Origin of the sequence: Echinicola pacifica DSM 19836 (assembly GCF_000373245.1) — a bacterium.
GTDB lineage: Bacteria > Bacteroidota > Bacteroidia > Cytophagales > Cyclobacteriaceae > Echinicola > Echinicola pacifica.
In genome coordinates this window covers 961,488-975,290 of record NZ_KB890739.1, presented here as the reverse complement: position 1 = coordinate 975,290, position 13,803 = coordinate 961,488, and the positions used below count along the sequence as shown (strand labels likewise).

The window sequence follows — 13,803 nt, the reverse complement described above, 5'->3', positions numbered from 1 at the left end:
ATCCTTGGCCATAGAGACTGATTTTCTTTAGGACAGGATTTCCTCTTGTACTCTGCCTTCATGGGCAGAAAAAGTGGAAAGAAGTTTAGGAGCGAGGTTCAGGTGACAAGGCCAATCCCACCTCAATCGACCTTACTGATATAGGTATAATAGACTCCATAGCGCTCATCTCCTTCCAGAAAATCGTTGACCAGTAAGGTTTTCCCCTTCTCGAGCTGCAATCTAAATTCTACCGCCTCCTCTGTTCCTACAATCTCTTTTTCATGGATTTGATTGGCAATTCTGATGGAAGCTTTTTGGGGATGGATGGTTTGGTAATTCATCCGCCCTTTGGGATTATGGGCGGGTATCCCCCAGATCGGGCCGGGGCATTCCATGGGCCATCTGCGCAAGGAGATGATATATGTGCCGCTACTCGCCACTTCCAGCGCATGGGTATTATTAGTATTTTTCATTCCTGCGGCGACCTGCTCGGTCATCCATATTCCCTGATCCTCGCCGATAGCATGCTGAATGGTCAGGGTGATTTCTTCCTGAGCAGGATGACCAATCACCACCACGGGCAGCTGCTGGTATTCATCCGTCTCGCGAGCTTCCTCAATAAATAACGCATTGGCCTCTAGCATCTCCTCTAGCTGCTCAGGATGACTGGCCGAAAGATCCTTTAGTTGCATGCGGTCCTGCTCGATATCATACAGTTCCGTCCCATTGACCAGCCTCCAAGCTCCATTGATGATGCAGGTCCCTTGCAGGGCATGAGGAGGGCGCCAGTCTTGCCTGTGATGAATGAATAGATTTCGCGGAGGGAGCTGTTGTTCTTCTGCTAATAATAAAGGAGAAAAATCCATCCCATCCAAGGCCTGATCATCGGGAATATCTAAGTCACATAGCGAGGCTAAGGTAGGGATCAAGTCCACATGCTGGGCGGGTGCTGCCAGGTCCTTACCTCCTAGTATGCCCGCTTGGGGCCAGTGGATAAAAAACGGCACCCGATGTCCTCCCTCGCTGGGGCTACCTTTTTTACCCCTCAGCCCCATATTATAGCCCGTTTTGCCATCTGCACTGATTCCCGCAGAGCTGCCATTGTCCGTCATATAGATGATAATGGTGTTCTCCGCCAAGCCTTCGCTGGATAGAAATTCTCGTAATTTCCCGAAATTCTCATCCAAATTGCTGATCATTCCATAGAAATTAGCATCAACGATTTTTCCGGCTTCCTCCAAGGGCTTATAAGGATCGGAGTATTTTTCATCCACATAAAATGGGGAATGAGGCGCATTGGTGGCCAGATACACGAAAAATGGATCCTCCTTTTGTTGTTTCATATACTTCATCGCCTCCTCAAACCATACATCCGTGCAGTACCCTTCAAAGGCTGTGGGGGTATTATTCACATAATACACATCGTCAAAATAGCTATTACCCCAATAATCGGAAAGTTCATTTACCCCGCCCGCTTTATGGTGCACGGCATAGCCAAAGCCACTGTCCGTAGGTCTAGAGGGATAATTGTCCCCTAAATGCCATTTACCAAATAAGGCGGTTTGATAGCCATTTGCCAGAAAAATATCCGCCATCGTCTGCTGCGAAGCGGCCAGCATATCCCGGCCTTTGTAGGTCGCCCAGGCCCCATTATGAATCGGGTACTGCCCGGTCATGATCGCTGCCCGCGTCGGAGTGCACATTGGACTGACATGAAAATCGGTCATCCGCACCGCCTCCTCATAAAATGCATCTATATTCGGCGTATTGATCCATGGGTTTCCGTGGCAAGCCAAATCCCCAATCCCCTGATCATCGGTAAGAATAAGGATCACATTTGGCGCAAAGGCAGTACTTTGAGCGAAGCTCCGCTGAAGAACTAGTGCCGCAATCAGAAAGCCAAAAAGAAGCTGATTTTTCATAGGATTATTGCTAAGGTTTTGGGGCAAAATTGATACAATCGGCCGAGAACAATTCGACTACTTCTGCTGGCTGAGGGTATAGACTTCTGTTCCCCGGGCATCCTGCCCCCAATTTACCTCCACCCTATCCTCACCAAGTACCTCGGAGAGTAGGATTTCTTTAAGTTCCATCGCTATCTGCTGATACTCCGCCTCAAAGGCCAGATTATGAAGCTCTTTCGGATCAGCACTGGTATGGTATAGCGCGGGGTCCAGCTCCTCATAGGAGGCATTTTGGGCCCAGTCCATCTGATTTCCTCGCACCTTATCGGGGCGGCTTTGCATCGAAAAGACATAGTCCTTGGTACGAATAAACGCACGCGGGCCAGTGACAGCATGATTTTCTCCCAGCACATAAGAGCGTGGACTTACCTGCCCCTTCTCTATCAGCGATAGGTCATAGCCATCCAGATAGCCATAGGCTGTGGCTGATAAATCCGCTCCCCCAGCTGCCATGATGGTGGGGGCGATATCCACAAATTCCGTAAAATCATAAACCACCTTCCCCGGAGGAAAAGCCTTCTGATCCGAGGAGACCACCACGATGGGATTATGAGTATCCACCTCCCAGGGAGTAAATTTTGATACCGAACCATGATCATTCAGCTTCCAGCCATGATCCCCGCAGACATAGACGATCATCCATTCCTGGCCATTGGACTCGCTATAATCCACAAAATCCTCCACTGCCTGCCCCACCAAGGCATCCCCATACGCGCAAAAAGCATAGTAATCCTGAATCATTTTTTGCTTTTCTTCCGCGGTGAAGTGATCCGAATAGCCGTTGGCCACCTGCTTCTTCAGCTGTGCTGGAAGCTGCTCCCACTCCTCCTCACTAAAGTCCGGGACCTGATACTGATGCTGCGCAAACCGCTTCCTATAATCTTCCGGTGGCAGGACTGGGGTATGGGGAAAGTCAAAACCAATATGACAAAACAAAGGCTTGGAACTATCCACACCCTGAAAGGATAATTTGCCCATCTCAAAATCAGTATTGGGGTGAGTCAGGAACTGTTGTAAAGCTTGGACATAATACCCATCTCGAGTATATCCGGCGGGGCGCGGGCTAACCCCGGCGAGTATCATTCCCGACTCATCCGATTTTCCTTTCTTTTCATTATAATGACGCAGCAAATCATACTTCTCCACCGTTGCTGCAGTGGTACCAGCCCGCTCGGGGAGCCTATCCTCCAGCTCGTTGGAGCAATATTCAATTTGGCCCGAAGGGCTAACAAAAAACTCTATACTCTTCAGTGGAGGAGAAAATTTCTGCCCGTCCACCTCATATATCCAATCTTTACCCCATTCGCAAAGTCCCTCTTTCGCAAGCAGCTTTGAGTCGATGCTCGTCTGGTAAATCGCCGCATTGACCATACGCTGGTTTTCCAGGGTCTTCAGCCGCACTCCCAGCTTTCCGATATGCAAGGTCTGGTAGCCCATCGCCTCCATCTGCTCCGGCAAGGTGGGGCTCACGTGTGCCGCCATAGTATTATGGTATTCAAACTCATACACCCCAGACTTGAAGGGATAGCGTCCAAAATGCATGGAAGCCCTCGATGGGGCGCAGGCCGCCGCCTGACAGTAAGTATTGATAAAAGTGGTCCCTTCCGCCACCAGCCGATCCACATTAGGAGACTCCACATAGCCCAATTCACTCATCTCCTGACCGCTTAGAATCTCATTAAAGGCCTGAATCGCATCATATCGCTGGTCATCCGTAAGGATCCATAGCACATTAGGCTGCTCTTCTTTCTGCTGAGCATAGCTCCCCTGAGGGAGAAGAAGGAGGATAAATAGGCTTAAGCCAAGGTTGATTTTCATCGTAATGAGGAGTTTAGTGTGTATTTATCTGGCCTGCGGCAAAGAAAATTCTTCCAACCGAGGTCAATCTATTTTCCCGAAGGGAGCCAGGAGCCTTGGTATCCATTCAGGTAAGTGATATACCATCCAGCGCCCCAGGAGGCACACCAGAGGATATTTTCGTTATAGGGATCAGGCTTCACATCCACGATTTTGTCCGGCTGACCAAGTCCCTTATTGATCTTGGTCCATGAGGCTCCCGCATCTGTGGAGAGGTAGATGCCGGGGTTCATGAAGTCATCCGCCATGCTCACCGCCTGTCCAGCCACACTGATCACTATCAGGTCCGGATTGACAGGGGAGCTTTCTGCCTGCCATACAAAGGGAGCTTTGAATAGCTGCTGCCAGGTCTGTCCCTGGTCGGAGGACTTCCACACCCCTCCCTCTTCATAGCTGCCTGTCCGTCGGCCGGTGGACAGGAAAATAGCCTGTGTATTCCTGTCGATAAATACATTATTGACGGACTGGATCTGAGCGGGAATAGTCTGCTTCTCCCAGCTATCACCCTGATCGACCGATTTGTATAAGCCTCCATTTTGGCTATTGACTGCGGCATAGATCTGCTTAGGATCTGCGGGATCCAGCATCAACCTGCGGACACTCGCATCCGCCGGCAGTCCGGCATTGGAGAGGGTCCAGGTGTATCCTCCATCGGTGGATTTATAAAAACCATAGCCTCCTTTGCTGAGTTTAGGGCCATTGCCGGCGCCTACCTCAGAAATCATGTTTTTGGTGGCACAGAAGTACATATTGTCGGGCTTTTGGGGGTCTATTAGCAGAGAATTTTGGGCGGCCAGGCCTTCCCAACCATTATTGTCGGCATCAAAGATGCTGGCAATATTCTCCCAGGTTTTTCCTCCATCAAGGGTCCTCCTCAGCTTGCCTCTATGATCCTGTCGCCAAGACAGAATATAGATGATATTTGGATCCTGGGGATGGACAGCCACGGTGGATACGGAATGTGCTCCATGAGGATGAACCTGACCTTCGATCTGCTGTACTGCCACCGCCTGGGGATCTGGCCAGTCGATCGCTGCCACCGTCTGCCAGAGGCCATGCTCGCCACTGCTCAGCAGCCTCCGCTCAGTAATCCCCGTCTCGAGCAGCATATATCTACCCGGAAGATTACTTCCTCCTCTCCCGATCCAGTGGCCAGAGTCTGGGCTGGTCTCATCATCATCGATCTGCTTCCAGGACTCGCCCTTATCGGTGGACTTCAGCGTCTGCTGGTCTATGCCGACAAACAGCTCACCTAGTGAATTGATCTCCATCATGCGATTTCCGGAGCTCTCTGAGCTGCTCTTCATATACTCCTCGAGATGGGCAAAATCTATATTCGGCTCACTGGGATTGGAGCGCTCTGACCAATACGCCTCGTCGCTGCCTTTTTCCCAATAAGTACCGTGGCGCGTCACCACCTTCCAGGACCGGCCACCGTCTAGGCTTCTCCATACGTCGCCAGGACCGAAGCTGAAATCATGCTTTTTATTATAACTTATATACAGCTCATCCTTGTCCAGTGGACTTACCACTATCCTATTGTACACCGGCATTATGGCCTGCGGCAATTGGCTAAAGCGCGCTTTGGATTCCTGCTTGCTGATCCCAAACCAATGGGCCATGCTGCGATGATACCGATCCAACTCAGCAGGGTAATCCATTGCGGAGAGGTCAAAGGATAAATTTCCGCTTATGGACGCCCAGGTCTTGCCACCATCGGCACTTCGATATACTCCGCCTTCGGAATATACCGTCTCTCCCGCAGGGGTATAGACCGTCTGCTCCAGCAGGTACAGGATAAATTCCCCTGAGGCCTCATCATAATAGGAAGTAAGGTCCCGGGGAAGGTTATGTGGCAAGCCCTCTCCCCCATCAGTCCAGCTCATGCCTCCGTCTGCACTGAGCATCAAGCCCATATTGGTGGCCATCACCAGGCTATCAGCATGCCTGGGGTTGACGATTATTTTGCCAACTTCGGTGGTTTCCGGAATTCCCTTGGTGATCTTTTGCCAAGTTTTTCCCTGGTCCACCGTTTTCCAGATATACCCATAGGCGGCATATTTCAGTGGCTCCCCATGGGGCTTCGCCTGCGAGCGATGATTACTTTTCACATTCCAAAAATCCCCCGCACCCACATACCACACTTGGTCATTGGTGGGGTCCACCGCTAGCTCACTGTGCCGGGTGCCACGCTGCTCAGCGTACCAGCCTTTGGAGAAGGCCTCAGGATCATTGGGGTCAATGCCGATATCCTTATAGTTCTGTCCAAACTCCCCTATTCGCTGCCAGGACCGTCCTCTGTTGCTGGTCTGATAGATCCATCCATTCCAATCGATCGCCATCCCAAAATCTGGCTGTTGCAGAGAAAAGTCAAGGTCCAACACCCGCTTCATATCCTGGCCTAAGCCATCCGGATCCTTAAGCGATTGCCAGGATTCCCCTCCATCCCAGCTGCCATAACTCACGTGCATATCTGGCCCCATAAACATCACCGAAGGATCTGTGGGATGACACCAAAACTCCTCGCAATACCCCGACATTCCCGGACCAAAATTCTGCCACTGTACCTCAGGATCAGAAATCACCTTTTGGGTTTTGATCCTTTCAAAATATTCCTCAGCACTCTGTCCAAAAGCCAGGGTAGGAATAAGGCTGGCTATGAAAATAACTTTCCTGATCATCTATAATTTATATTAAATAGTAGTGGCTTGTTCCAAATCACTTATTCTAATCGATGAGAGCCGGCCTTAGCCATGATAAGCAGCACAGGTAAGTCGGCCAATCAATGAGGTATTTTCCTAAGGCCAATAAAGGAGGTCCGAAGCGGGCCTCAGCCTTACGAATCACCTTCTGTTCTCTAAATACCCTCTGTTTTTATTTCTTGATCACCTTGCCATAGGCAGACTGACCACCCATATGAATATAGGCAGTATATAGCCCGGGTCTCAGGTCACCAAGGTCCAGCAGGGCCTTTTGAGGGAGGAATTTGGTCTGCATGGCCCTGATTTCAAACCCCTCTTGGGAATATAGATTTACCTGCGGATCATCATCCCCCAGCTCCTTATCCCAGGAGATCGAAAGCATCCTTTCGGTGGGATTAGGATAAAATTTAAATCCATTTTGATTTTTACTCTTATCCTTCAGCCCCACCACCAGCTGTTGCTGAGGCTCATCAAAGCTATGTACCTGCAAGATCAGTGAGCTGATCCGGCCATTGGAATCAGGGAAGGTGACAGACACTTCGTTTTCCTCCTGGAGGAAAGCATAAGGCACGGGGATTTCTATCATCCCAAAGAAATCTTCTCTATTCGCCTGATCGTAGCCTTTCCAGTTGTCCGGAACTGCCACCTCATGACCATTTACCATGACCACAGGCTGCTTGCTCCGGTCATGCTTCCTGCCGATGCTCATGCGCAGGTAGGCATAGCCATCCGCTGACTTCTCCACCCCACCAAAGGAATAGGCAATGGCCTCTCCCTGCACAATGGTTTGGAGGTATTGCTTGGAATAATAATGTTTGGTATGCACCGTATTGGAAGCAGAAGGAGCTTCGGCGAGGGTGATTTCCATCACAAGGGTCTCCCCAGCGACCATGGTCAACGCTGCGGGGATAGTAGTTGCCTCCTCCTCGCTCATCTCTGGTAGCTGGTCGGCGTATATTTTCAGACGTTTGGTAGTGACGGCGGAAGTCTCCACCTTAGCGAAGTTTGACAATTGAATTTGCTGTTCCTGATCATCCAAATTGTTTAGGGCCAGGAATACTTTCTTACCCTCCAGAAAAGCCTGAACCTGGATATCTGGATTATTAGACTTTACCCATACGCGATTTCCTCTTACCTCTTTCCATAATTCATAGAAGTGGATCCGCGGGGTATATTCCCATCCTGCGGGATTTGGCTCCCCGATATTGGTGGGCTTCCAGAGTACCGCCTGGTAGGGCTGATAGTTATTGGCTTCATTGATATGCCACTGTGCTTTTCCGGTGATGAAGGGGATAGAAATTTCCATTCGATCCTCCCGCTCCAGCAGGCTAAACAGGATATGGTTGATCGAGCGGACGGTCTGGATGCTAGCCAGATCGCTATAATCATCTCCATAGCCTTTTTCGATGGCTCCATATTCAGAGATGGCGTGAGGCTTGACCTCATCCCATTTGATATAGCTATAGTTTTCGATGAGGTCGAGGATGGCCTCAGCATTGCTGCCGCTGCGTTTATTATCCTGGCCTTCCACATTCACTCCATCATATAGGTGCGTGGCAAAGGCATGCATCTCTTCGCCGGCGATATCCATAAAGAGCTGCATATTATCATTCCAATGTCCAAAATCCTGCAGCTCCATAGAGGGCCAGGCACTGGAATAGCCAATGACTTTCATATTGGCTAGCGAAGGCGCCTGGTTCATTTTCCTCCCTACACTAGCATATAATTCGGCCATCTGACGCTTTATCCTTTGGTTTTCATCATTGTTCCAGCCGCCTTGGTAGAAGTCCTTGGCATGGACAAATGGCTCATTCATGACTTCAAAGTATTCCGGCCGCTCCTCATCACTCACCCAATAGTTGAAGTAATTTACTGCCCAGTCGCCAGCCTTTTCGATGTCCATCCCGTCTTTGAAGGCGCTGGAAGGATGCTCTGTCCCGATCTTGCGATTTACAGGCCTCAGCGATTGGTCCCCAGTTTTGAGGCTGGGGTATTCGCCTACCTCACCGGTTTGCTGCTTTGCCGCAGAGAAAGCTCCCCAAAACCCTCTCCCCTGGCCCACATTATAGTCCTGGTATAAGGCCGTATGCTCGGCGTCATTGCCTGAAGAATGGATATTGAAATATTTGCTGCGGTCCAGCTCGGTGGTTTGATTGATATAGCGGACACAGCTCGGATCAAATTCCACTAAGGTCTGCGCCTGCCCGAAAAAAGGGAAACCGGAAATCATCACCAGACCGGTTCTATAGATAAACTTGGTAATCATAGGTTATTTTGGTTTTGGTTATTATAGGTCCATTCACCACTCATGGTTAGGGGACAGGCTAAAGGTATCGAGAGTATCCATTCCAGCCTTGTCAACATGTTTTGACTTCTGCCACATATGTTCTAAACCCCAATCCTCCCGCACCTGGCTTACCCCTAGCCAGCTTATATTCAAAAAAAAACCATCACAAAAACCCTATTGTCCTACCCGCCCATTCAAATAGCATAACTAAAAAAGATCACACCTGCGAATGTCTATGCCTAAAAAAAAAAAACCAGCCCCACTACTAATGGGGCTGGGAATTGGGTTTTGATTTTTCATAAACTAAAACCTATACCATAGATTCTGGAGAAATGATATTCTCCAATTGTATTTTTATTCGTCCACCTTACGCTTGATCCCGCCGATGCCTTGTCTAAAATAAACATCAGGCTTATGATATACGCCGGAGTTTTTGAAGGCGGGTTCATCATAATCCAAACTCAGGTCGCAGTCAAATCGCGCCATGATAGAATACTGCTCGGGATGCTTGCCGGCATTGGTAAAGTGGCATAGTCCCCAGGTAATGCCCTTGCCATAATCCGTATTAGTAAAGGCATCCGGAGTGTATGGGGCGGCGGCAGTAGGAGTCAAAGAAACACTGGAGGCGATATGGAAATTCACCCCATCCTCAGAATACTGCATGGTCTCCCGCTCATTACCATCCTTAATGGCTAACGCTGCAATGCCCTCCTTGAAGGGAAAATAAGTCGTCTCATGTCCTGAGTTTAGGACTGGGTTTAGCGGGTGCTTTTCGAATGGCCCCAAGGGGTCTTCCGCAATGGCCAAGCCATGAGCCACCGCATATTTATCGCGGATATCAGGCCATTTGTTATAGGCCGCTTTATAGTAGATATGGATTTTGCCATTATAGACGATGGGCATAGGGTCATGTGTCGCATCCTGATCCCACTCCCCTTTCTTCCCAAAAGGAATTACCTTATCTGCGCCATGCTTCCATGGCCCCTGAGGCGAGTCAGCATAGGAAACCGATACCGGACACCAGTCGCCTCGCAGTCCACTTGGCTCATCAAAAGCCTGATAGTATAAATAATACTTGCCTTTCCAAACCAATATATCCGGCGTGGCGACAGACCTCCATCCAGAATTGGGCTTTTCGGGTCTCGCCACTGCCACTCCCTGCTCCTCCCAGGTCAGGCCATCCTCGCTGGTGGCATACCAGATATCACATAGATCCCAGTCGGTGGAAGGAATCTCATCCGTCGCCTCCGCAGCTCTATTCGCCCCTATCGGCGGCACCTTGGTATCTCGCTTGGTATAGTAGATATAATAGGTTCCATCCACCTTGATGGGCCGTGAAGGATCACGACGGGACACCGTCCCATCTCCATTATTATAGTCGAATCCCTGCAAGCGGGTATATTTAAATTGGCTAAAAAGCTCATTATCCTGCACCCTTGGAGCAGGATAATCAAACATACGATCCATGGCATCACTCATCTCAAAGTCAGGCTTCTCGCTAGGCATCTTATGAGGAAATATTCCGCTGGGCTTCTCCTTTACTTCCGTGATGGTCTCCTTCTCAGGGCTGTTGCAGCAGCTGAGGACAGTCAGCCCCAGCACCGTCATCACCCTAATTCCGATTGGGTTGGTTTTCATATTCGTTTTGGTTTATCGTTATATTTTTCGGTTTTCTTATTTCTTGATACTTATTGCTTTTGCGCTCCGCGCAAATAAAATAATCCTAATAAGTAAAGGTGTCCTATAAATCGGTATCCTTCATTCCCCGCTGCCGCATTGATTTTACAGCAAAGCAAGGATTGAACGTCACTGATATCTTGCGAAAAAACCCTCCGCCGCCAGGCATTGCAACCTGGCGGCTGTTTTAGATTTCACCAGGACAGTACCATGCTTCCCTCTCCAAACAGTCTGATTATATTGAAGTTTCAGTTCTCATTACGATTCCTAGGATATAATGCGGGTGGAACTACTTTCCTTCCCCACGTGGATCTATCTGCTGCAAGGCAGACCAATGGCTCTCCTGACCCGCCACTTTCCTGCGGAGCTGATAGTAGAGTCCCCGCTGATTGGGCAGGTCCACCACCATCATCCCTCGGGTGATTTCGGTGATCTCCTGATCCAGCTGGTCCGGAGAATTCCCATAGCGAAGCGTATAGCTTTCGTCATTTACCTCGCCCGAATACCCAATAATGAGCTTACCATCAGCGATCATCCCCTTCCAAAGAACCGGTGGAAGGGGTTTTCCATCAGGGCTAGCTGCCATGAGCGCGGATGCTGGCGATTCACCCTGGCCGTTCACTGCGATCAGCTTCAGGTCGTAAGATTGTCCATTCTCCAGATCCTTCAGGTCTATATAGGTATCATAGCTGGGCGCAGATTTCATGGATTTTCCGTTTACCTTATAGTGTATATAGTGTTGGCTGGCGCCAAATTGCTTTTCAAATAAAACGCGCAGCTGGCCATTTCCAGGGATAATGGAAGAAATGACTGGAGCAGAAGGCGCGGAATAGTCGAGGATTTTCTGATAGCGAATGATTCCCATAGGAGAGCGGAGGTTTGCTACCAGCCTGATGGGGGTCTGGCCACCCTCCACAGCCTCAGCGCTGCCCTGCCAATCGGCATCTCCGGGATGCAGATCAGGAAGTTCCTGAATCTCTTGATGAATAATATTGCCGGATGGCCCATAATAATTCAGCTCCAAGGAATAATTTCTCATCGCATAAGCGGGATAATCATCCGGAGATTTTATTGGAATCTCTAGCTTGAGCGGGGAGGCCTCTCCCGGTTGACCTTTTATCCGGATATCGTTAACCGGGCTATTCAGCCTTTGTATTCGCTGATAAAGGGGTCTCTTTTGACGCCAGGCATTTACCGCACCCCACGTTCTATTTTCCTCCTGGTCTGTGCCAATATAGGTACTCCTATAGTCATTATAGGTCCACTGAGAGGCGCCGATCACGAAGGTATTCTGCTTACGAATCTGCTGGATATAGGCATCCAGCTCAGGGATATCCTCATCACGGGAGGCGGTGGCCAGGCGGTCCAGTCCAAATTCGGATATAAATACAGGCTTCTCTGGCCATACTGATCGTATTCTCTTCAATACTCCGTCCAATTCCCCCTGGAAAGGGTAGTGATTGTGCAAGATGATATCCACGAAGGTATTGGGGTCTGTCTCCCGGGTGGCATCCTCGCGCCAGCCGGTATTACTTACACAGCTTACCAGACGGCTGGAGTCCAGGGAGGACTTCACATAGGCCATCATATCCCTAGCATAGTCGTAGTGATCGGCGAGCTCATTGCCCACAGACCATCCCACGATGCTGGGGTGGTTGATATCTCGCTGTATCATTTCCTTCAGCCACTGCCTTACCAGCGGATATTCCGGGGCTGTAAATTCATAATTCTCCAGGTCCCGAACGTTTACCTCCTCGATGACCATGATGCCTAGCTCATCACATAGCTCCAGGAGTTTCCGGTTTTGGGTGCCATGCATTATTCTGGTGAAATTCACCCCCAGCTCCTTCATTTTCAGCAAGTCTTCCCTTAGAAAATCCGCTGGCTCGGAGGAACCATAGTAGCGATGATCACTTACGCGATTGAGACCAGCGAGGCGCACAGGCTCCCCATTCAACAGCAGACTGCTGTCGGTAAGGCTGATCTTCCTGATGCCAAACCGCTCGGTAATGGTACTTATCTCCTTACCCGCAGCCATCAGTTTGGATTCTATAGTATATAAATTAGGCTCGTCAAAATGCCATAATTTAAGTTGATCGGCATTGAGCGTCAGCTCAAGAAACACCTGCTGGGAATCTGAAGGGGCCAAGGTGAGCTCTGCATGCCCCTGAACCCTGGACTGCTCATTCCATATGCTGCTGACCAGCTTCAGGTCCTTAGGGACTGAGCTGGCATTCTCTAGCTCCACCATCCAGCGAATACTTGCCGTATGCTGATCCAGATCAGGGCTGGCCTGCACCTGATGTCGCAGAATCCGAACTTCGGGACTACGCACCAAATACACCTCACGGATGATTCCACCCCAGTTCCAGGTGGCTCCCACCAGCGGATTATTATCTGCCTCCACCGCCAAAAGGTTCTCGCCTTTCGCTAGCAATTCATCGGAAACCTCAAATTCAAAAGGCGTAAAACCTCCTCTATGCTGGCCTATATATTCTCCGTTGAGATAGACCTTGGCCACATGATAGACGCCTTCGAACTTTAGCAGGGCCTTATGCCCTTTTAGTGATTTCCAGGAAGAAGGCAGCCTGAAGCTTTTACGGTACCAGCCTTTGCCAGTATAGTTACTGTACTCATTGAGCATGCCCCAGTGCCCCGGCACCTTAAGATCATTCCATGACTGATCATCCAGAGAGGGTGAATAAGCCATTTGCAATTCCTTTTTCGCCTCCTGCAGTTTGGCCGAATCCACTGGACGAAACATCACCGCATCTGCCGTCACCTGTCCTGGCGAATCTGCCGATACCGTAAGGCTGACCCCCTCCGGGGAAAGCTGAAAAATCCCCATACTCAACCATTCGTCACATAAAGCGCGCTGGCTAAAATACTGATCATCAATCCCTCCATCATGATGCAGGCTTACCTTGGCGCTGAGATGAATCCCAAAAGGAAAACGCACAAACACCTCATAATCACCCGACTGCGGTAAGTCCGGAGAAAAAACCACCCTCTGGCTTTCATCGGAGCTGGTGATATAGGTCTTGAGGTAGTCCTTTCCATAAAATCCACTCTCCCGGTCTCCGACACTAGACACCGTCCAGTTTCCCTTCACCTCGACCTTCTCTGAGGAATTATCAAGGATGATATCCCCTTCCTGCTCATCGATGCGAAGGTAATCAGAGCCTTGGCCATAGATGGTATGGAACTTCCAGCTGCCATTAAGCGACAGGCTATCATTTGAACTTGTCTGTCCTATTGCCGATGGCAAGGTCCATGAGTAAAGGCAGAGTAGTAGAAAAATTGAAGGTAATTTCATTATTTCTTTTGGCTTAGT

6 protein-coding genes are annotated in these 13,803 nt (G+C 49.6%); all 6 read right to left on the bottom strand.

Features of this window, described 5'->3' with window-relative positions; all coding sequences use genetic code 11:
* Positions 1-122: 122 nt before the first annotated feature.
* The 6 genes from B050_RS0108410 to B050_RS0108385 all read right to left on the bottom strand — a co-directional run bounded on the left by B050_RS0108410 (position 123) and on the right by B050_RS0108385 (position 13,785).
* Complete coding sequence (locus B050_RS0108410) at positions 123-1,904, bottom strand: arylsulfatase (RefSeq protein WP_018473469.1); 1,782 nt, start codon at positions 1,902-1,904, stop codon at positions 123-125.
* 57 nt (positions 1,905-1,961) lie between these two features.
* Positions 1,962-3,764 carry a sulfatase-like hydrolase/transferase gene (locus B050_RS0108405; RefSeq protein WP_018473468.1) on the bottom strand — a complete coding sequence of 601 codons (1,803 nt, stop codon included), beginning with the start codon at positions 3,762-3,764 and terminating at the stop codon, positions 1,962-1,964.
* 68 nt (positions 3,765-3,832) lie between these two features.
* Positions 3,833-6,484 (bottom strand): sialidase family protein, encoded by a 2,652-nt coding sequence (locus B050_RS0108400; protein ID WP_018473467.1) that lies wholly within the window; start codon positions 6,482-6,484, stop codon positions 3,833-3,835.
* 193 nt (positions 6,485-6,677) lie between these two features.
* Positions 6,678-8,771 (bottom strand): T9SS type A sorting domain-containing protein, encoded by a 2,094-nt coding sequence (locus tag B050_RS0108395; RefSeq protein ID WP_018473466.1) that lies wholly within the window; start codon positions 8,769-8,771, stop codon positions 6,678-6,680.
* A 375-nt stretch (positions 8,772-9,146) separates the two neighbouring features.
* A complete protein-coding gene (locus B050_RS0108390; RefSeq protein ID WP_018473465.1) occupies positions 9,147-10,430 on the bottom strand; it encodes a glycoside hydrolase family 117 protein in 1,284 nt (427 codons plus the stop codon).
* 328 nt (positions 10,431-10,758) lie between these two features.
* A complete protein-coding gene (locus tag B050_RS0108385) occupies positions 10,759-13,785 on the bottom strand; it encodes a glycoside hydrolase family 2 (RefSeq protein ID WP_044201990.1) in 3,027 nt (1,008 codons plus the stop codon).
* Positions 13,786-13,803: the final 18 nt, after the last annotated feature.

Excerpts from the sequence above, each read along its gene's own strand:
- B050_RS0108405 (WP_018473468.1), bottom strand. The coding sequence starts at position 3,764 with ATGAAAATCAACCTTGGCTTAAGCCTATTTATCCTCCTTCTTCTCCCT.
- B050_RS0108390 (WP_018473465.1), bottom strand. The coding sequence starts at position 10,430 with ATGAAAACCAACCCAATCGGAATTAGGGTGATGACGGTGCTGGGGCTG.
- B050_RS0108395 (WP_018473466.1), bottom strand. The coding sequence starts at position 8,771 with ATGATTACCAAGTTTATCTATAGAACCGGTCTGGTGATGATTTCCGGT.
- B050_RS0108385 (WP_044201990.1), bottom strand. The coding sequence starts at position 13,785 with ATGAAATTACCTTCAATTTTTCTACTACTCTGCCTTTACTCATGGACC.
- B050_RS0108400 (WP_018473467.1), bottom strand. The coding sequence starts at position 6,484 with ATGATCAGGAAAGTTATTTTCATAGCCAGCCTTATTCCTACCCTGGCT.
- B050_RS0108410 (WP_018473469.1), bottom strand. The coding sequence starts at position 1,904 with ATGAAAAATCAGCTTCTTTTTGGCTTTCTGATTGCGGCACTAGTTCTT.